The organism is Methylobacterium sp. 37f, from assembly GCF_023093475.1.
Taxonomy (GTDB): Bacteria; Pseudomonadota; Alphaproteobacteria; order Rhizobiales; family Beijerinckiaceae; genus Methylobacterium.
Map to the genome: position 1 here is coordinate 1 of NZ_JAGHKN010000036.1, position 18,619 is coordinate 18,619.

Consider the following 18,619-nt stretch of genomic DNA (forward strand, 5'->3'; position numbering starts at 1 on the left):
GCTCGACCGTGGCCGCTGCCGATGGCAGCTTCAGCCTGACGCCGGCCGCTCTGCCCGAGGGCACGGCCAGCCTCACGGCGGTCGCCGTGGATGCGGCGGGCAACGCCTCGCCCGCCTCCGCAGCGACACCCCTGGTCATCGACCTCACGCCGCCGGGCGCACCGGTGTTCGACGCCCTGGCGCCGACCACCGACACCACCCCGACCATCACGGGTACGGCCGAGGCCGGCACCACCGTCATCATCTCCGACAACGGCACCGTGCTCGGCACTGCGCTGGTCGGGACCGACGGACGCTTCACCTTCACGCCGACCACCCCGCTGGCGGACGGCAACAACGTCCTGACGGGCAATGCCGCCGATGCGGCCGGCAATGTGGGGGCGGGCTCCACCCCGGTCACCCTCGTGGTCACCGCCACGCCGGGCAACGGGGACACCACGCCTCCCATCGCCCCGGTGCTGGATGCCCTGGCGCCCACCAACGACACCACCCCGACCATCACCGGTACGGCCGAGCCGGGGGCGACCGTCATCGTCTCGAACGGCACGACCCAGATCGGCTCGACCGTGGCCGCTGCCGATGGCAGCTTCAGCCTGACGCCGGCCGCTCTGCCCGAAGGCACGGCCAGCCTCACGGCGGTCGCCGTGGATGCGGCGGGCAACGCCTCGCCCGCCTCCGCAGCGACGCCCCTGGTCATCGACCTCACGCCGCCGGGCGCACCGGTGCTGGACGCCTTGACGCCCACCACCGACACCACCCCGACCATCACGGGTACGGCCGAGGCCGGCGCCACCATCACCATCTCGTCTGACGGCACCGTGCTCGGCACGGCGCTGGTCGGGACAGACGGACGCTTCACCTTCACGCCGACCACCCCGCTGGCGGATGGGAACACCGTGTTGACGGCCGACATCATCGATGCGGCTGGCAACGTGGGGCCGAGTACGAGCCGCATCGCTATGACGATCGATGCGACCAGCCCCGGAAATGTCGCCCCGCAGGCGGTGTCGGAGGCAATCTCGACGGTGACGCACGCACCAGCGGTGACCGGCAACGTCCTCGCCAACGACACTGACCCCAATGCTGGCGATGTCCTGCACGTGACGTCAGTGCGCTTTGCAAACGGCGTGACCGCTGAGGTTCCGACGACGGGTACTGCCACGGTCGTGTCCGACCATGGAACTCTCCAGATCTCCGCAGACGGTCACTACAGCTATCAAGCCATCGGAGCCAACAACGTCGGGAACGGCGCGCAAACCAGAACTGAGATCTTCACCTACACGGTCTCGGACGAGCAAGGTCTGTCGAACTCGGCGTCCCTCAGCGTCTCTCTTCAAGGGGTCGCTCCAGCTGCCGCGGCAACGTTTGGCTTCGCCTTCGTCGATGCTCACGTCACCTTGGCTGGCGAGTCTCTCGTCCTGACGGACCCGGAGGGCGTGCATCACGACATCAGTGGTATCGGAACGCTGCACTTCACGGATGGTACGATCCAGGAGAACGACGGCCACTCACTCGTGGATGATGTCTGGTACCTGTCGAACAACCTGGATGTGTGGAGGGCCCACGTCGATGCCGACACCCATTACGAGACGTTTGGCTGGCGCGAGGGACGTGATCCGAACGCCTACTTCCATACGCGCGAGTATTTGGCTGAAAATCCCGACGTGGCGGCAGCCGGCGTCAATCCCCTGGAGCATTACTTCAACTACGGCGAACGGGAAGGCCGGAGTCCGGGTTCGGATTTCGCACCTGAGACGTATCTGTCTCTGAATCCGGACGTGAAGGCGGCGGGTGCCAATGCCCTGGAGCATTACCTTCAGCATGGCCAGCGGGAAGGTCGTAGCGTGTACGAAGGTGAAAGTTCTCCGACTCTTGTGGGAGACTTCGATGTTGAGTTCTACCTGGGACACAATCCCGACGTCGCTGCCGCCGCACGGTCAGCGACGGGCGTTCAGCCGGGGGACTACGCCTTCCAGCACTACCTCGACTTCGGTGCCAAGGAAGGGCGAGCCCCCAACGAGCTGTTCGATCCGGCCGCCTACCTGGCCGCGAACCCCGACGTCGCCGCGAATGGGGCCAATCCCTTGATCCACTACCAGGAGTATGGATGGCACGAGGGCCGCGATCCGGGACCCGGCTTTCACACGAACGCCTACCTCGAAGCCAACCCGGATGTCGCCGCCGCCGGCTGGGATCCCCTGCAACACTTCCTTGAGTTCGGCATGAAGGAAGGCCGCCTCCCGGTCTGAGTTCCCGCAAGAATGGAGCCCGCGAGAATCGTCGCGGGCTCCCCCGGTCATGCTTTGACCGGACGGGATGAACCCAGCGTTCCGTGACGTCACAAGAACACCGCCCGGGGGCCAAGCCTCATCAGGGCAGCCGTACAGCCTGGCGAGCCCCGCTTCACCGGGTTTGAGAGCCGAACAGCAGCAGATCGAGGTCTTGCCCTCATGATCCCCGCCAACGATTTGATCTCCGTGCCGGATGTGGTGCAGTTCCGGCGAACCATCCAGAGAAGCGTAGAGCAGCTGATGGATGCGCAGGACTACATCACTGGACAGGTCGCGGCCTTGAAGGCCATCGAACGTCAGGTGCGAACTCTGGCGTTACGGGAGAGCAGCCGTCTCCTCGAAGCGGAGAGCCAGACGGACGATCTCGACCGTTTGAGTGATATGCAGACGGCCACCAACGCGAATTTCCGCCAGATGCAGGACTCCTATGCGGGCTTGCGCGCGCAGATCCTGACGCTGCTGGGGCAGCACGAGCAGCTCTACAGCTCTACGTTTGCCCCGACGCCGCCCGATCCGGCTCCGGCGCGATTCGCCCATTCCGACTGAACATCGGCCCGCGGATCCCGGTCGGTCGCCGCGACGGGGCTTGTCGAGCTGGGAGAGCGCAGATGGATCGCCCATGCGACGCCCCGTCCCGTCGAACACGCTCCGGATCACATCGGTGGTGCCGGCTATGGGCTGACTTCATCCGCGACACGCGCGCGGCGACAGCCGTCGAGGTCGCGATGATCACGCCGTGCTTCCTGGCGATGGTTCTCGCCTGGATCGAGGTTGGTCTGTGCCTGCTGATGCTCAGTACCCTCGACAACGCGGCGCGTGATGCGAGCCGGCTGCTCCGGATCGGGTCGGTGAACGAGGCGACCTTCAAGGCCGCGATCTGCGCGAAGGCGTCACCCGTTATTCCTTGCGACAAGATCGTCTATTACGTTCAGTCGGGTACGAGCTTTGCTAGCCTCTCGCCCGCGACATCGACCAGCGCGGGGGGATTGAGCAAGACCGGCTTCAATGCCGGCAGCTCCGGATCCGACGTTATTCTCCAGATCGGCTATAGCAAGGCGCCGCTATCCGGGATGTTGAAGGGCGCAGGCTTCGACACGGATGTTCTGCTGTTGACGACCTTGTCGTTTCAGAACGAGCCCTACTGATGCGCGCCTTGGCAAGGCGGTACCGGTCCGACGAAGCCGGCGTCGGCGCCGTCGAGTTCGCCCTGATCGCTCCGTTCATCCTGGTCGCGATGCTCGGGAGTTTCCAGGTCTTCGCACTGGCGCGGGCACGGATGCTCGCCGTTGCTGCCACGCGCAACCTGGCGGATCTCGTTTCGCAGCAGGCGAGCGTCACGGCCTCGGACGTCGCGGATTACTGCAAGGGTGCCAAGCTCTCGCTGCTGCCCCTCGATACCGCGGGCTTTGCGGCATCGGTTGCGAGCGTGAGTTACCTCAACACGGTTCGGAAGGTCGACTGGACGAACACCAGCTGCGGCATCGTCTCGGCGATCGCCAATGCCGCGAGCGATGCCGCGCCCGTCACGACCAGTTCCGGAGACAGCGCGATCGTTGTCAAGGCGAGCTTTCGTTACGCATCACCCCTGACCTTTCCCCTTGCGTTGAACGTGACCTTCTCGGTTTCCGCCCTGGCGCGCCCGCGTTCCGGCACGGCGGTGACATACGGCAGTTGAGAGCATGCGGATGCCGGTCGCTTCCTCGCCACGCGACACGCCTTGCTGTTTCCTGACGGATTGCAGGGGCACGTTTGCGGTCTGGTTCGGGGTCATGCTCGTTCCCGTTCTGCTGATTGCGGGCGGCGGGCTCGACATGATGCGGGCGGTCCAGCTCCGATCCGAGCTTCAGGCGGCGGCCGACAGCGCCGCCTTGGCGGGCGCGTCCGTCTACGTATCGGCCACGACAAGTTCGACCGCTCAGGCGACCGCGACGCGTTTCATGGCCAACGCCATCGCGCGGATGCCCTCCGCAGCGAATGTGACCTTCACCGCAACGCCGAGCGCAGCGAGCGCGGCCGTCTACAGCGTGGCCGTGGCGGCTGAAGCGCGGGTCCCGAATTCCATCCTCTCGATGGTGTCGAGCGAGACTGCCGTCACGGTCCTGTCGGAGGCCCGCAGTGCCGGCTACAAGCTGGCGTTCTCACTGTCGAGCTTCGCCAGCAATTCCGCCGACGCGAACAGTATCTACTGGTACGTCGTGCCAGCCAACAACGGAATTCCAAGCAACAGCGATCTGAACTTACTATTTTCCAACACGGCAGGGAGCAGTTCCAAGGATATTTCCGCCGTCATTGGAACCGGCCAGAAGATCGGGTTCGCTCTGAAGAACGTGACCGGTGGGATCTCGAGCTATGGCCGCAATGGCTATGGCGCCGCTCCGGGGAGCAGCCACATCTTCTATTCGCACCTCGTTCCCCCGTCATCCGCCGCCTATGCGCTGCAGCTGTTCAACTGCAGTCTTCAGACGACGACGCAGGGCGGGTTACTGAGTAACGGCTTCTGCTCGTTGGGCGCCCCAAGCAATGCAACGGTCAACTGCAATCAGACGCCGGGCCGGAAAATCACCTACAAATGGAATGATATGGGCGGGTTGGTCGACGACAAGGACTACAACGATGCCGTGTTCAACGTAACCTGTCCCAGCACCCCATCGGGCGTGGGCGCCACGAACACCGTGGTCTTGACCCGGTGACGTTTGAGGGTCGGCGGAGGACGGCTTACCGTCCCGACATCCTTTTGAAAAAAGGCGACGCATATCAAACGCCGCGGAGGCGCGCGCTGGTCGGGAGATAGCGGCTCGATCCGACGATCAGTTCATGCGCGCGCGGCGCTGATCACGTTCCAGTTTCGAGAGGCGTCGCCCAAGCTCCAGCAGAAGCATGTTGGTCATGTTCTCCAGGAGAGGATCGGCGAGCTTCTGGACGGCCTGACGGGCGGCGAGGCAATGCTCGGCCGCCTCCTCCAACGGATGCTCTGAGAGATCCGGTAACCCGGCGGAACAAGCGGCTTCATCGGCGTGATTTTCAGTCACGTCGATCAGGAAGCCGGAGCCGCGGCGGGGCTGGCCCGTTTCATCCAACTCGATGCGACCGCGTGCCAAAACCCAGCGTAGGGCGCCGTCGGCTGAATGAATGCGATACTCATGCACGTAGGAGCGCCCCGACAGTGCGCTTCTGGCGATGATCTCGGCCGTTTTCACTCGATCTTCAGGATGAACGGCTTTCAGGAACAGACTCAGCGGAGCTCCACCGCGCGCCACCGAAGGGTCGACACTCGAAAGCAGAGCAACGGTCGCATCGGCAAACAACCGGTCATTGGGGATATCCCATTCCCAGCGCCCGATCATATCCGACGCATCCATGGCGTCTTGTAGCGCGATCTGTGGGGTTTCAGCCGCGCATGTATCCCGCCGCGCCATCAGATGATCCTGGCCTCGTGAATCTCCGACATAACTTGGCACCGAAACTGAAAAACAAAATATTAACATATGAAATCAGGTTCACACCTCGTACTGGTCTTTTTGCACCATCGCGTTCGAGCGTCCGGTCAGCTAAATCGACGATGCCAAATTTTGTATGCAACTGGGGATGAGCGATGGACCGCAAGCTCGATGCCAGCGAGGGAGCAAGGTCTTTCTCACCCGAGTCAGACGTCGACGGACCAGTCCAAGTCATGTCCGATCTGAGGCAGGACCTTCAGAATCGCATTGCGCGGCAGCTCGGAATATCCGCCGCCGAGCTGCGGGACCCAGGCGAAACCCCGAACGCCGTGCACAGCGCGTCCAACCCGTTTCAGTCGACCGACACCGCCTTGAGCCGCGAGTGCCTGGAACTGCTCGACGCGTACATCCGCATCACAGATGTTGAGCAACGCCGTCGATGCCTTCAAGCCGTTCGCGACGTGGCATCTGCCGCGGCAGACGAGGGCCCGGTGGAAGAAGCATGATGGCGCGACAGCAACCGCTTAAAAGCACGTCGCCACATTGATCTCACGCTGGCGATCACGCCTCCAGCCGTTCCGCCGACGCCTCGTCAAAACGGTCCATCATTTTGCAGCGCTCGTCTTTCTGAGCGAGTTCCTGTGCAATCTGCCACAGCAAGGCGCGTGTCATGGCGCGCATCGCCGGGGTGCCTGTCTCGGCGACCGCTTCATGAGCTTTGAGGCATGCGTCCGCCATGGCCTCGAAACGTTCGTCGTATTCCATCGAGGATCAAGCCTGCTTCAGCGTGATAACAAAAGACAGAGAACGAAGTTGCACGCTGCCATTCTGTTGCAAGGAAGGGCGTTTCATTGATGTGTCTTAATATGAACGCGATGTAAAATTTTATAATCGATCACTAATTTCAATCGCGTGTTTCAAAGGCTTACTTCCGATACCGAATGCTCGACCTCAGAGCTTCCCGTTCTTGTTCCTTTCAACCGCGTCCCGAACCATCCTCAGGAGGCGCTGGCGCTCTTCCGGGTCTTCGACACGCGCGAAAACCGCGACGAGATCGGAACAGTCTCGGCTCAACGACGTCTCGGCCGGTGGCCCGCCAGGACCGGCGTCTGGAACCTGATTGTCGGAAGCCCCTCGATCGAAAAGGTCCGATACGGACAGACCGAGCGCATCTGCAATGCGGGATTGAAGAGTCGAGCCATACGAGGGTGAAGCCTCCGCCTCCTGATCCGGCAAGCGCGTGATGTTTTTTGTAAACGCATCGGCTTCAGCCGGGCTCAGCTTACGGCCCATGGCGCTTCTCCACCACAACCCAAAACCGCATCTCGAACGCTTTCATGGAGGATACCATACAGCTTTTTATGTCGCATCGAGATTTTGATGAGGATAGCTTTCGCTAGTTTTTTTCTTATTATGCTGCAACATCACATTGTATCCGACCACGGAGATGCGAGTGGGGCGATTTCAAACGCGTGAGACCCTGGTGTCGCAAATCATGCTGCAACAGGCGCTTGACGCATCCGATATTATCGGACGCTGGGAATATGACGTTCCGAATGATCGCGTCTATGCCGACGCCCTCGTAGCACTTGTCTTCAACATCAACCCCGCTGAGACCGCAGCGGGCACCTCTCTCGGTACGTTCCTCGCCGGCGTTCATCCGGAGGACCGCGAGCGGTTTATTCGCGAGATCAAACTGAGCACCGAAACGGGCCTTTGCTGCGCGTTCGAGTACCGAGTTTGCTCGGCCGACGGTGTGGTACGCTGGATTCTGGATCGTGGACGCATCGCATTGGACGAGGCAGGACGGCCTCAGCGTGGTAGCGGTGTGCTGATCGACATCACACAATCTCGCCTCGGTGATCATGCGAGAGGTACTGATGCGAGTTGTCAGGCTCAGCACCCCTTGGAACGCGCGGCAGAGCATTGCCTTGCGGCCCGTGAAGCGATTCATGAGTATCCCGAGCCCCTCCTACACCGGATGAGCGATATGCTGCTGCTGGAGGTTGGGCGTGCGCTCTCCAAACTCACGGACGAACGACGTCGCGGTGCAATGAATTAGCCCGGAGGTCCTTGAGCCGGTTGCAGCGGGGCGCGATCCTTCGAGCACCGAATCGAGGTCCCTCGCTGGCCGGTCGGTTGTCCCGTCTGCAAACAAGACTTCCGCCCGCCGGAGCAGTTCGCAAAGCGGATGTGGCAGGACCGACCTCGGACGCGCCGGCGCCCTGTTCTCGTGCGTCGCAACCCATTCCGCACAGGTTTTCGATCGCTTTCGGCGCTGGTAGCGCCAGCGGTCGATCAGTTCATGCGCGCACGGCGCTGATCGCCCTCGAGCTTCGCCAGTTGGCTGCCGACTTCCAGCAGGAGTGCGTCGCTCAGCAGGTGGAGAACCGACCGGGGCAATTCATTGATGGCCTTGTGGGCAGCCAAGCAGTGCTCGGCTGCGCGTTCCAGAGGGTGATCGGAATGCAGGACCGCAGCCGAGGCGTGATCTGCCTGGTCAAACCACTTCTGTGTCACGTCGATCAGGATCCCGCTGCCTCGCAGTGGAGCGCCGGTTTGGCTGAGCGCGAATCGACCGCGTGCAAGGACCCAGCGCAGATTTCCGTCGGCCGAACAAACCCGGTATTCCGCCAGATATGAGCGCCCAGCCTTGGCGCATCGTTCGATCAGGCGATGTGTCGGATCGCGATCTTCAGAATGCATTCCGCTCATGAACCGAGCGAGGGGAGTCCCGACTTTTGCCAAAGCGGGGTCGACGCCGAACAGCAGGGCAACGGTCGGATCTGAAAAGGCACGGTCATTGGGAATATCCCAATCGCAACGGCCGATCACGTCCGTGGCGTCGATCGCATCCTGCAGTCCGATCTGCGAAACCTTCGCGCCACCCAACTGACCTCGTCCCACTCTCGCCTCCAACCCGCGTCAATTCCTCCGTTCACGGAATCATGAGGCATTTTTACGGCTGGTTAACACAGGATAAAGTGTTCCCCACTCACTCGACACGATACCGCCACGCGTTTGCATACACTTTGGCCTGTGGCATGTAGGCCTCAAGCTCATGGGCAGACGATTGGGGACAGGACGTGGACCGTAAGCTGAACCTCGTCGACGCCACTTCGTCCGCCTCTTCTGGTGCAAGTTCGGAAGGCCAACTTCTTCCATCGAACCGCAAACGGCTGCTTCAGGAGCAGATTGCAGAGAAGCTCGGCATCTCGCCAGACGCGTTCAGCACAGTACCACGTTCGGTTTCTGGCGGGCTGGGAGCGGGTATGCCGGTCGAAGGCTACGACGTCGCCCTCAGCCGTGAATGCCTCGAACTGCTCGACGCCTACTGCCGAATCGCCGATCCCGAGCAGCGCCGTCGATGCCTTCAGATCGTCCGTGATGCGGGCGTCAGCTCGACCGGTCGCCTCGCACCCTAACGCGCGGTTGGTCGAGGCCGCAGCGCGACGTCGTAAGGGATGCCCTCGGCTCCGGATGCCGCTCGGGAACGAAGCGTGGATCAGGCGCTGCGCACGATGAGGCAACCGCACGATGAGGTAACCGATGGTCATTCCGACCTCGAGCCCGAGCCGGCAATCGCCCGCCCTGTTCAGACATCGAAACGGGTCTTGCCGATACGATGTGGTCGAAGCAGGCCCCCGCGATGAAACGTTCCGCGATGATCTCCGAACGCCGCAGGATTGTCGGGCATACGCTCCGGTGATGTCCCCGACAAAAAGACCCAATCGCCACTAGACGACCGGTCTAATTCGGACTATCTCACGGTCATGGGACGCGTCACCGCACAGACCGACACCCGTCGGGGGATCCTCGACACCGCCTATGGCCTCGTCGGCGCGAAGGGCTTCTCCGGAGTCGGGCTCAACGAGATCCTGACCTCGGCCGGCGTGCCGAAGGGGTCGTTCTACCACTACTTCGGCTCCAAGGAGGCTTTCGGCGAAGCCCTCCTGGCGGACTACTTCGAAACCTATCTTGCCGACCTCGACATCACACTGGCGGAGCCGGGGCTGAACCATGCCGAGCGCCTGATGAACTATTGGCGGAAATGGCAGGCGACACAGGGGAGCATCGACGACCGGCGCAAGTGCCTCGCGGTGAAGCTTGCGGCAGAAGTCTCGGACCTGTCCGAGCCGATGCGCCTCGCCCTGAAGGACGGCACGGCCTCGATCATCGCACGGCTGTCGCAATCCATCGCGGCAGGCGTGGCGGAAGGCTCGCTCACGGTCGAGAGCGAACCGCATACGACCGCCGAGGATCTGTACCACGTCTGGCTCGGTGCGAGCCTGATGGCCAAGATCGTTCGGACCGACGCACCGTTCGGGGCTGCCATGGGGACGACCCGACGCATCCTCGGCCTTGCCTCGCCCTGAGCCATCGCGTTGCAACGAGATCGAGGACACCCCCATTCCCAGGCCCAGGAAAAAGACGACCGGTCTACTGAACTCCGCAGGACCTGGTTCGAGGAGGTGGGCGGCGCGAACCGAGAATCCTGCCCCCGACAAATGGCGCTGACGCGAGATCCAGACGCGGGACGCATCGCAAACGCACGATACGCCGCTCAGCCCTCCCGAACCCGGCGAAGTCCGTCGACCCGGCGACCGACCCGGTATCGAAAACCTTCTTCTCACCCAAGCGAAAGACCCGGAGAACGACGATGAAGATCCTGATGGTCCTGACCTCACACGACCGCCTCGGCGACACGGGTCGGAAGACCGGCTTCTGGCTGGAGGAACTCGCGGCCCCCTATTACGTGTTCAAGGATGCGGGGGCGGAGATCGTCCTGGTGTCGCCCGAGGGCGGCCGCCCGCCGCTCGATCCGAAGAGCGCCGAGCCGAGCTTCCAGACCGACACGACGCGGCGATTCGAAGCCGACGCGGCGGCCATGGCGGTGCTGGCCGAGACGGGCCGGCTCGATGCCGTCGGCCACGAGGGCTTCGACGCCGTCTTCTATCCCGGCGGTCACGGGCCCCTCTGGGACCTCGCCGAGGACCCCGCCTCGATCGGGCTGATCGAGACGACGCTCGGGGCCGGCAAACCCGTGGCCCTGGTCTGTCACGCACCCGGCGTCCTGCGCCACGCCAAGGGTCCCGACGGGAAGCCCCTCGTCGAAGGCCGGACCGTCACCGGCTTCACGAACACCGAGGAGGAGGCCGTCGGCCTCACCCAGGTGGTTCCGTTCCTGGTCGAAGACGAGCTCAAGCGGAACGGAGGCCTCTACGCCAAGGGGGCCGATTGGAGCCCCTTCGTCGTGACGGACGGCCTGCTCATCACCGGCCAGAACCCGGCCTCCTCCGGCCCCGCCGCCGAGCGTCTCGTCGCCCACCTCGCACATCGCTGAGGACGCGGGCGCCCTCGTCGGCGCCCGCACCCGCCCGTCCGCCCAACCCAGGATCGTCGCCCGGCCGAGCCCGGGCGAAGACCCTGCATCGGCGACCTCGCGGAACCCGAAGCCTTGGCACCGACCTCGGCACCGCGGTGCGGGGTCCGGACACCGTGTCCCGGGCAACGACGATCGGCATGGACATCGTAAGGGCGAAAGGGTGACCCGTTCGCGCCGCAGGATTTCCACGCCGATATCTTGCCACTCAAACCTGTCGACAATCCGATTCGGCGACGCTGGGCCGACAGCCGAACCAACGGACCGATTCGACCCTGCCATCGCAGCCGTCCCCCGCGCCGGGTCCGTCAATTCCTGTTGCGGGTCGATGAGGGTTTTTGCGTCAGACTGCGGCACGCAGCCGGATGGTATTGTGTATGGCGAGGTGCGTGTCACCGCCGACGCGGCCCTTTCTCCCGCGACCGCGACGCGACCCTGGTGTATACCGAGGCGCGCTCACGGAAGATTCAGGGTTCCCGCACATCCTCGGTTTGGCCCGCAAAGATGCCGTGGGACCGGATGGATGATCGACGCAGCGTGACCGGACGGCCTGACAACGCGGTCGCGAAGACCGACCTGGACGCCGCTGCCGCTCGCTTCGGGCCGGCCGCTCACGGGGTTGCGGACTGGCCGTTCCGGACGTCGCAGCCTGCCGATCGTGTTCCCCTGCCGGACGGCCGCCCGTGGCCGCGCCTTCGCATCATCACCCTCGGCCAAGCTGCCGGCCCCGCTTGGCTCGCCACCCAAGCCTCTGTCAACGCTCAGGATTATCCGGACTGGTGCCACGACGTGGTCTCGCCGGACGAGGCGGCGGCGCGGCTGCCGGGCCTCGTATCCGAGGCCTCTGCCGAAGCCCTGCTGCTGCTCCGTCCCGGTGACCTGCTGGCGCCGGGCGCCCTGCTCGCCCTGGGCCTGCACTTCGCCCTGACCGGCGCCGACGTGGTCGCCGGTCTGCGGATCGTCTTCGACGAAGCCCCCCTCGGGCTCGATGCCCTCGCGGCGGCACCCGGCCCCCTCACCGACCCCAATCCTCCGGAAGGCCCCCTGGCGCCCTTCCGCGGCGGCGAGGTCCTGCTCTCCCGAACTCTGGTCCACCGCGCCGGCGGCCTCGAACCGGCCGCCCCCGACCCCGTCGTGGCGCTCTGGCCCCATCTGGTCCGCCACGGCGCCCGCTTCGACCGCATCGGCCGCCCGGTCCTGTTGCAATGCGAACCGGACCATGTTCCGCCACCGATGGCGCCTGGCCTCTCCGTGGCGATCCTGACCGACCAGGGCTATAGCGGCGGAGCCGGCATCGCCCACAGGCGCCTCGCCGACGCGCTCGCCCTCGCAGGTCACCGTGTCAGCGACCACCAACTGACGGCGGAATCGCCTCCCGCTGCCGCGGAATGGGTCGAGGCCTTCCCCAACACGGAGCGCCGGCTGCTCACGGGCGGCTACGATCTGATCCTGGCCGGCAACCTCCACGGCGCGACCCGGCGCACCACGATCCTGCGCCGCCTGGGACAGCGAATCCCGGTCGCTCTCGTGCTCCACGACCTGTTTCCGCTCTCAGGGCGATGCGCCTCGCCCTCCGGCTGCCCCATCCTTCCGGAGGGTTGCGATGCTCGCTGTCCCTCCCCCACCGCCTATCCGCAACTGGCGCGGAGCCGGATCGCCGGGGTCTATGCCGAGAAACACGCGATCCTCGCCGAAGCCTCAGCGCCCCTCCTCCTCGCCGCCTCGGACTGGACCGAGGCGGCCGCCCGTGACCTCGCCCCGGAGACCACACCGATCGCACGGATCGATCTCGCCTTCCCGACCGGCGTTTTCCGGCCGCAGGATCGCCAAAATCTCCGCCGCCAGCTCAGGCTGCCGCTCGAGAACGTGCTGGTGATGTTCGCAGCCGCCATCGCCGATGCGCCCGGCAAGGGAACCTCCGAACTCGCCGCGCTCCTGCGACGGATCGCACGGCCGGGGCTCAGCTTCGTCGCCGTCGGCCGCCTCGACGACCCGGCATCTCTCGACATTCCGAACCTCATCGTGGCCGGCCCGATCAGCGAAGAGACGGTGCTGGCGCGCTGGTACGGGGCGTGCGACCTCTACATCACCGCGAGCCGGCAGGAGACCTTCGGGCAGACGGCCGTCGAAGCCGGTCTCTGTGGCACTCCGACAGTCAGCTACGATGCGACCGGCCTCGCGACGGCCGTGATCGACCGCATATCCGGACGTCTGGCTCCGGTGGCACCCATCGCCTTGGAAGCCGCGCTCCGCGATCTGATCGCCGATGTACCGGCGCGCCGGCAACTCGGGTTCCTCGGACGCATCGCCCTGGAAAGCCGAAACAGCCACGCCGCGGCAGCTATGCGATTGAACGACATCCTTGTCGCGCGTCATATCCTGCCGCCTTCGGCTGGCGCAGCGCGTCTTCCGTTTACCCTTCAAACGCTATCGCAGTTCGCAATGGCCGAGACCCCTGCGATGGGGCGGGTGGGGACGATCCCGGCGCTCTCATCCCCACTCGTTCGGTTCGTGCGACGCATGAAACAGGCTGTGCTGGGACGCGAGATGCCGCTCTGGCTACGCTGGGTCCTCTATATCGCGGCGATTCTGCGCATGGCCCTCGACCATCGCGGATCCAGGCCGGCGTCACGATGACTCCGCCGTTGGACGCACCGCCAATGGACGATCCAGCATGCCGGATTTACGTGGATCACACGCATCTCCGTGGGCACGTGACCGGCATCGAGCGCGTCGCCATCGACCTGTTCCGTCCAGAGACGCTGCAGCCACATCCCGTCACATTGATCCGCTCCACCGGCCTGGCCGGGATGATCGCCGCCCAGCAACTCGGATTTCCGATCCGGATGCTTCGCGACCGCTCCGCGCTGTTCATCTTCCCAGGTTTCCCGCCAAGCCCCTTCGTCGCGCTGCACCGGCAGCGCTGCATCACCTATGTCCACGACACCTTCCTGCTCACCCGACCCGAGGATCTAAGCTGGAAAAGCCGGCTCTACATGGCACCGAGCTTCGCGTTCGCCCTGCGGTTCGGACGCACCTTCCTGGTCAATTCACGGACCACGGGCGAAGCGGTACGAGCGGTCTGCTCGCGCCGAGCCCTGGTCGCCCTCCTGAGACCTCCCGTTCACGACGTCTTCGGGTTGAGCGACCTGTTCGCGCGGCCACCCTATGAAGCCGGCTCCCCGATTAGGATTCTTGCGATCGGCACGATCGAACCGCGCAAGGATTACCCCGCGGCCATCGCCATCACGGCGGCGCTGAATGCATCCGGCATACCAGCCGAACTCCACGTGGTCGGCCGGGTCGGGTGGGGGGACCATGCCTTCCTGGGAGCGCGACCGCCATTCCTCACGTTACATGGATACTGCGACGACGCCGAGGTCCGGCGCGTGGCGGCTCAATGCCACCTGCTTCTCTCGACCTCAAAAGCAGAGGGGCTCGGACTGCCATTGCTCGAAGTACAGCACGGTGGCCTGCCGATCGCCGCACCCTCGGGACCCGTCTTCTCCGAGGTGTTGGGACGTTCCGGCCTTCTGATCGACACAACTCAACCCGAAAAAGCTGCCTCGGCGATTCTGAGCTGGATCAGCTCCAAAGACTTTGCTGCCGTCCCATCGATATCGCGTGCGAACGTCGCGAGCTGGAACGGCCTTGCCGCCCAGGACGCGGTTCACTTCTCAGCCTTCCTCAAACAGGGAGCCACCGCCTATCAGAATGCCAGAGACGCGCTCATTCAGCACGGCAGAAAGGGTCTGACATGAGGCAACACTTTGTACACAGGCACTAGGCTTAAGTTATACCGCGGCCATAAGCGACAACACGCCGTAGGATTTTTCTTCATCAAGCTTGGTCCGCTAAAATCAACCATCTTTGGGAAACGATGATTCAGAATGGTTCGGGTGTTCCGTCGATAGTAGGGCTCCTTGTGGCATGCGATCTGCGGAACCTCGGGTGTTCGTCGTTTCTCGCGTCGCGATCGTCTCATTCCGGAACGGCACCGATCGGAAATGGGACGAATGCAGTTTGAACGGCAGGTCGGACTTTGCGCTTCAGGAGCGGCCAAGTCGGGAGACGGAACAGATGTTCGACTTCGGAAGCCAGGTTCGCGGGGAGCCGGTGATCGTCGAGACAACACCAAAGAGCAGCTTCGATGGCCGTCTGGCGCTGCGGCGCCTCTGGCGCGGGAAAATCTTGATCCTGCTGAGCGGACTCATGACGGTGATCATCGCCGTGGCCTTGCTGAATACGATGACACCAACCTATACAGCCGTCACACAAATCCTGGTCGATCCGGCCGACCTGCCGGTTATTGCGAACGACCTCAGCAATCGCCAGCCGCAAGCCGACAGCGGCGTGTCGATTGCCGAGAGCCAGACTCGCGTCATTCAATCGGACAATGTGTTACGCCGGGTCATCGAGAACCTTGATCTGACGCAGGACGAGGAATTCGTTTCGCCTGCCTCGACCAACCCTCTGATGATCCGGGTGAAAGCGATCCTCGGCATGGAAACGCCGCCGGCGAGCCGAGCCCCTGTTAATCTCGCGCTGGACAACCTGCGCCTCAAGCTGGGCGTTCGCCGCGCCGAGAGGACTTTCGTGATCGATGTCTACGTGCAGACCCGGGATCCGGAAAAATCTGCGCGGATCGCCAACGGGATTGCGGATGCTTATTTCGCCGAGGAAGCTTCGGCTCGCACCGATGTTGCGCGCAGAGCTTCGGAAGCACTGACGAGCCGTTTAACGGCTTTGCGCCAAGCGGTCGAGGAGGCAGAGCGCAAGGTTCTGCAATATCGCGAGACGAACAAGCTCGTAACATCGAGCGGACGGTTACTGAGTGATCAGCAGCTCAGCGATCTCAACCAGCAGCTTGTAGCCGCAACTCTCAGGTTGGCAGACGCCAAGTCTCGGCTGGATCAGGCCCGGCGAATGCGGACGGGGGAAGCTGGCACAGCCCTTCCGGAAATGCTGCAGTCGACAGAGATGCAGAACCTAAGGCAGCAATACGCCACCCTTTCGCGGAGTACGGCCGAACTCGCAGCGCGGCTGGGCGATCGCCATCCGGCCATGGCTGATCAGTACGCGCAACAGCGTGATCTTCAGCGACTGATCCAACGTGAGAAGGAGCGGATCATCGATACGTCACAGAAGGAGCATGATCGCGCCGCCGCCAACGAAGGCGCGGTTCGACGGAGTCTCGAGAGGGCCAAGGTGGAAACCGCCGGGAACGATCGGGCCAACGTGGGTTTGCGCGAGCTTGAGCGCGAACTGGATGCCCGCCGGTCGATTTACGAAGCCTTCCTGCGCCGCTCGCGCGAGACCAGTGAGCAAGAGCGCCTCAACAGTTCGAATGTACGGGTTATTTCGTCGGCGACGCCTCCACGCAGCCGCACTTGGCCTCCTTCGCCGAAGGTGGTCCTGCCGTTTGCCCTGCTGGTCGGACTTGCTGTTGGCTCAGGTCTGGCTCTGCTGTTCGGGGCACGGCGCGACCGGCGTTTGGCTTGGCCGGTTACGCAAAAATCGATGTCAGGTGCGCGCAGCTTCCGCGCCGTTGATGCGTGAGAACGTCCGTGAGTGTGCTCGTCCGCGCCACCAAGCCATGGGGAGGTTGGCGCGTTGGATCGCACCATGAGGTAGTGAACGGAGTTGTTCTACGCGGGGTGGATCAAACCGACCATTTAGATGGGCAGGGCATCTTTTGACCAACAGCGACGGCAGGAGAAATCAGGGGAGTTGCTCAGGCGACGACAGGCGTGTTCGCCTGTTCGACATCACGTTCACGCCCGGATCGGCCGTCGAAATCCTCTCTGTCGCCCGCGACCAATCTCTCACGGGGCCGCGCTTGATCGTGACGGCAAACCTCGATCACATCGTTACGCATTCCGAAAACGCAGCATTCAGGAAAGCCTATGATCGGGCCGTTGCAAGAACGCTCGACGGAATGCCGCTGGTCTGGCTAGCACGGCTCTCCGGTGCGACAACGGCTCGAAGGGTCACTGGACATGACCTCGTGGAGGCAGCCTTCGCCGAGCCATGGCCGGCCGGCCAACGGATCTTCCTTATCTGTGCATCGGACAGCGTCGGCACGCGCCTGACGGAGCGTCTTCTTGCGAAGGGCCTTCCGCGCCACGCCATCGCCGTCACGGTCCCTCCTTACGGATTCGAGGCCGACGAAGCCTACGGGACACAACTCGCGGCGGCAGTGCGCGCGCATGGTACGACGCTGCTGGTGTTCGGGGTTGGCGCTCCCCGATCCGAAATCTGGGTCGATCGCCAAGGTGAAGCCCTCGGCGGCCCAGTGGTGCTCGCCGTAGGAGAAGCTTTAAACGTCGCGGCCGGTTTGGTCCCTCGCGCACCCGTGATTCTTCAACGTGCCGGCCTCGAGTGGCTTTTCCGCTTCCTGAACGCACCACACCGTCTGTTCCGTCGATATTTCGTCCGATCCTGGCGCCTGGTGGGATTGGTGCTTCGGAGGTTTTTCGTCAGACACAACCCTCAAAGAGCCACGACAGCTTCCACACCAAGCGGTGCACGCGATACACCCTGATCCAGGTTCAGACACCGGGAATTTTCAGGAAACGACCTTGTCGGAGATAAACAGATCCGGATGACGTAGTCGGAGGGAGAGGATCAACGTCATGGTCTTAAGATCGGTGATCTCACCTCGGTCGGTCATGGCGGCAAGCTCGTTCAGTGCCAATTCTCGGACAGTGATGTCCTCGTGCTCCCCGGCGAGTCCGCCTCCTGGGCCAACACGATCGACAGCGTCGTAAGCCCCCAGAAACAGATCGATCTGCTCGGTCGATATTCCTGGCATGCTCCAGGCGCAGGTAACGAATTCCAGCTTTCCGAGACGTACGCCGGTCTCCTCGAAGGCTTCGCGTCGCGCGCCATCGTCCGCTTCGGCCTCATCGAGGAGGCCGGCAGGGACCTCAAGAACGGATGTCGCGCCGGCAGCGTAGAAGGCAGGGGCACGAAATTGCTCGACCAGCAGTGCGACGCGGCGAAGTGGGTCATAGGGGAGGACCGCGGCGGCGCGTCCATGATCCTCGATCTCGCGCGCGAGGCGGGTACCATCGCCCATCGTTACCTCTGCGACGAGGAACCGGCTCCAGCCGTCGTGCACAATCCGGGTGCCGCGGATATTCGGCGCCATTCTGCTCTCCCCGTTCAGATCACCGCGGTCAGGGCGATCGGATGTTTCGGGGCCTAGCAGGAGCTTGGCGCATCATTGAGGCAAGCCCAGCGTGATTTCCGTCGCGCTTCTGCGGATTGTGAATGACACATGGGTGGCCGTCGCATCCTGGCTCAAGAGGATGTCGCCCTCTTGGCGGACCAGATGCGGGATATCGATCGCCGACATCGGATCAGTACAGGTTACAACGAGAATGGTGCCTGGCGAGAGCCTCCGCAGCGCCTTTCGGGTGCGAAGCGTGGGCAGGGGGCATTTCAGGCCGCTGAGATCAAGGCACAGGGTTGAATCATCCGCCATCCGCATCCCCGAACCCGCT

General features: G+C 63.5%; 20 protein-coding genes. 14 read left to right on the forward strand and 6 right to left on the reverse strand.

Features of this window, described 5'->3' with window-relative positions; all coding sequences use genetic code 11:
• From J7U37_RS19660 to J7U37_RS19680, 5 genes are all read left to right on the forward strand, one after another.
• On the forward strand, window positions 1–2,249 hold a 2,249-nt coding region (locus J7U37_RS19660; protein ID WP_247636795.1), incomplete at its 5' end, for an Ig-like domain-containing protein.
• A 201-nt stretch (window positions 2,250–2,450) separates the two neighbouring features.
• Window positions 2,451–2,837, forward strand: coding sequence for a hypothetical protein (locus J7U37_RS19665; protein ID WP_247636796.1), 387 nt, complete (start codon window positions 2,451–2,453; stop codon window positions 2,835–2,837).
• A 62-nt stretch (window positions 2,838–2,899) separates the two neighbouring features.
• Window positions 2,900–3,436, forward strand: a complete 537-nt coding sequence (locus J7U37_RS19670; protein ID WP_282104016.1) for a TadE/TadG family type IV pilus assembly protein — start codon at window positions 2,900–2,902, stop codon at window positions 3,434–3,436.
• A complete protein-coding gene (locus J7U37_RS19675; RefSeq protein WP_247636798.1) occupies window positions 3,436–3,966 on the forward strand; it encodes a TadE/TadG family type IV pilus assembly protein in 531 nt (176 codons plus the stop codon). Before J7U37_RS19670 ends, J7U37_RS19675 begins: the two co-directional genes overlap by 1 nt.
• A gap of 10 nt (window positions 3,967–3,976) precedes the next feature.
• On the forward strand, window positions 3,977–4,981 hold the full coding sequence (locus tag J7U37_RS19680; protein WP_282104018.1) for a pilus assembly protein TadG-related protein: 1,005 nt from the start codon (window positions 3,977–3,979) through the stop codon (window positions 4,979–4,981).
• A gap of 117 nt (window positions 4,982–5,098) precedes the next feature.
• Here J7U37_RS19680 and J7U37_RS19685 read toward each other — a convergent pair whose 3' ends face one another.
• A complete protein-coding gene (locus J7U37_RS19685) occupies window positions 5,099–5,707 on the reverse strand; it encodes a PAS domain-containing protein (protein ID WP_247636799.1) in 609 nt (202 codons plus the stop codon).
• 176 nt (window positions 5,708–5,883) lie between these two features.
• Between J7U37_RS19685 and J7U37_RS19690 the strand changes: the two genes are divergently transcribed.
• Window positions 5,884–6,234, forward strand: coding sequence for a hypothetical protein (locus J7U37_RS19690; protein ID WP_247636800.1), 351 nt, complete (start codon window positions 5,884–5,886; stop codon window positions 6,232–6,234).
• Window positions 6,235–6,289: 55 nt separating this feature from the next.
• On the opposite strand, the gene J7U37_RS19695 is transcribed toward J7U37_RS19690, so the two are convergent.
• Together J7U37_RS19695 and J7U37_RS19700 are read right to left on the reverse strand one after the other, a co-directional pair.
• A complete protein-coding gene (locus J7U37_RS19695; protein ID WP_247636801.1) occupies window positions 6,290–6,493 on the reverse strand; it encodes a hypothetical protein in 204 nt (67 codons plus the stop codon).
• Window positions 6,494–6,679: 186 nt separating this feature from the next.
• Window positions 6,680–7,021, reverse strand: coding sequence for a hypothetical protein (locus tag J7U37_RS19700; protein WP_247636802.1), 342 nt, complete (start codon window positions 7,019–7,021; stop codon window positions 6,680–6,682).
• A gap of 190 nt (window positions 7,022–7,211) precedes the next feature.
• Here J7U37_RS19700 and J7U37_RS19705 point away from each other — a divergent pair, with 190 nt between their 5' ends.
• Window positions 7,212–7,790 (forward strand): PAS domain-containing protein, encoded by a 579-nt coding sequence (locus J7U37_RS19705; RefSeq protein WP_247636803.1) that lies wholly within the window; start codon window positions 7,212–7,214, stop codon window positions 7,788–7,790.
• A gap of 236 nt (window positions 7,791–8,026) precedes the next feature.
• Here J7U37_RS19705 and J7U37_RS19710 read toward each other — a convergent pair whose 3' ends face one another.
• Complete coding sequence (locus J7U37_RS19710; protein ID WP_247636804.1) at window positions 8,027–8,620, reverse strand: PAS domain-containing protein; 594 nt, start codon at window positions 8,618–8,620, stop codon at window positions 8,027–8,029.
• A gap of 194 nt (window positions 8,621–8,814) precedes the next feature.
• On the opposite strand from J7U37_RS19710, the gene J7U37_RS19715 reads away from it, so the two are divergent.
• From J7U37_RS19715 to J7U37_RS19745, 7 genes are all read left to right on the forward strand, one after another.
• The gene (locus tag J7U37_RS19715) at window positions 8,815–9,153 is read left to right on the forward strand and encodes a hypothetical protein (RefSeq protein ID WP_247636805.1); all 339 of its coding nucleotides are present in this window, start codon (window positions 8,815–8,817) and stop codon (window positions 9,151–9,153) included.
• Between the two features lie 348 nt (window positions 9,154–9,501).
• The gene (locus J7U37_RS19720; RefSeq protein ID WP_247636806.1) at window positions 9,502–10,104 is read left to right on the forward strand and encodes a TetR/AcrR family transcriptional regulator; all 603 of its coding nucleotides are present in this window, start codon (window positions 9,502–9,504) and stop codon (window positions 10,102–10,104) included.
• Window positions 10,105–10,388: 284 nt separating this feature from the next.
• Window positions 10,389–11,072, forward strand: coding sequence for a type 1 glutamine amidotransferase domain-containing protein (locus J7U37_RS19725; RefSeq protein ID WP_247636807.1), 684 nt, complete (start codon window positions 10,389–10,391; stop codon window positions 11,070–11,072).
• 576 nt (window positions 11,073–11,648) lie between these two features.
• Entirely contained in the window at window positions 11,649–13,748 is a 2,100-nt protein-coding gene (locus J7U37_RS19730) for a glycosyltransferase (RefSeq protein WP_247636808.1), read from the forward strand.
• Between the two features lie 77 nt (window positions 13,749–13,825).
• Window positions 13,826–14,872, forward strand: a complete 1,047-nt coding sequence (locus tag J7U37_RS19735) for a glycosyltransferase (RefSeq protein WP_244478409.1) — start codon at window positions 13,826–13,828, stop codon at window positions 14,870–14,872.
• A 190-nt stretch (window positions 14,873–15,062) separates the two neighbouring features.
• Window positions 15,063–16,670, forward strand: a complete 1,608-nt coding sequence (locus J7U37_RS19740) for a GumC family protein (protein ID WP_247636809.1) — start codon at window positions 15,063–15,065, stop codon at window positions 16,668–16,670.
• 136 nt (window positions 16,671–16,806) lie between these two features.
• A complete protein-coding gene (locus J7U37_RS19745) occupies window positions 16,807–17,655 on the forward strand; it encodes a WecB/TagA/CpsF family glycosyltransferase (protein WP_247636810.1) in 849 nt (282 codons plus the stop codon).
• A 24-nt stretch (window positions 17,656–17,679) separates the two neighbouring features.
• Here the strand turns inward: J7U37_RS19745 and J7U37_RS19750 are convergent, their stop codons facing one another.
• Both J7U37_RS19750 and J7U37_RS19755 read right to left on the reverse strand, forming a co-directional pair.
• The gene (locus tag J7U37_RS19750) at window positions 17,680–18,264 is read right to left on the reverse strand and encodes an NUDIX hydrolase (RefSeq protein ID WP_247636811.1); all 585 of its coding nucleotides are present in this window, start codon (window positions 18,262–18,264) and stop codon (window positions 17,680–17,682) included.
• A 72-nt stretch (window positions 18,265–18,336) separates the two neighbouring features.
• Window positions 18,337–18,600, reverse strand: a complete 264-nt coding sequence (locus tag J7U37_RS19755) for a sulfurtransferase TusA family protein (RefSeq protein ID WP_247636835.1) — start codon at window positions 18,598–18,600, stop codon at window positions 18,337–18,339.
• Window positions 18,601–18,619: the final 19 nt, after the last annotated feature.

Bases quoted from the DNA above. Each gene is read 5' to 3' on its own strand.
- J7U37_RS19665 (WP_247636796.1), top strand. From the start codon at position 2,451: ATGATCCCCGCCAACGATTTGATCTCCGTGCCGGATGTGGTGCAGTTC.
- J7U37_RS19670 (WP_282104016.1), top strand. From the start codon at position 2,900: ATGGATCGCCCATGCGACGCCCCGTCCCGTCGAACACGCTCCGGATCA.
- J7U37_RS19675 (WP_247636798.1), top strand. From the start codon at position 3,436: ATGCGCGCCTTGGCAAGGCGGTACCGGTCCGACGAAGCCGGCGTCGGC.
- J7U37_RS19680 (WP_282104018.1), top strand. From the start codon at position 3,977: ATGCCGGTCGCTTCCTCGCCACGCGACACGCCTTGCTGTTTCCTGACG.
- J7U37_RS19685 (WP_247636799.1), bottom strand. From the start codon at position 5,707: ATGGCGCGGCGGGATACATGCGCGGCTGAAACCCCACAGATCGCGCTA.
- J7U37_RS19690 (WP_247636800.1), top strand. From the start codon at position 5,884: ATGGACCGCAAGCTCGATGCCAGCGAGGGAGCAAGGTCTTTCTCACCC.
- J7U37_RS19695 (WP_247636801.1), bottom strand. From the start codon at position 6,493: ATGGAATACGACGAACGTTTCGAGGCCATGGCGGACGCATGCCTCAAA.
- J7U37_RS19700 (WP_247636802.1), bottom strand. From the start codon at position 7,021: ATGGGCCGTAAGCTGAGCCCGGCTGAAGCCGATGCGTTTACAAAAAAC.
- J7U37_RS19720 (WP_247636806.1), top strand. From the start codon at position 9,502: ATGGGACGCGTCACCGCACAGACCGACACCCGTCGGGGGATCCTCGAC.
- J7U37_RS19725 (WP_247636807.1), top strand. From the start codon at position 10,389: ATGAAGATCCTGATGGTCCTGACCTCACACGACCGCCTCGGCGACACG.
- J7U37_RS19750 (WP_247636811.1), bottom strand. From the start codon at position 18,264: ATGGCGCCGAATATCCGCGGCACCCGGATTGTGCACGACGGCTGGAGC.
- J7U37_RS19755 (WP_247636835.1), bottom strand. From the start codon at position 18,600: ATGGCGGATGATTCAACCCTGTGCCTTGATCTCAGCGGCCTGAAATGC.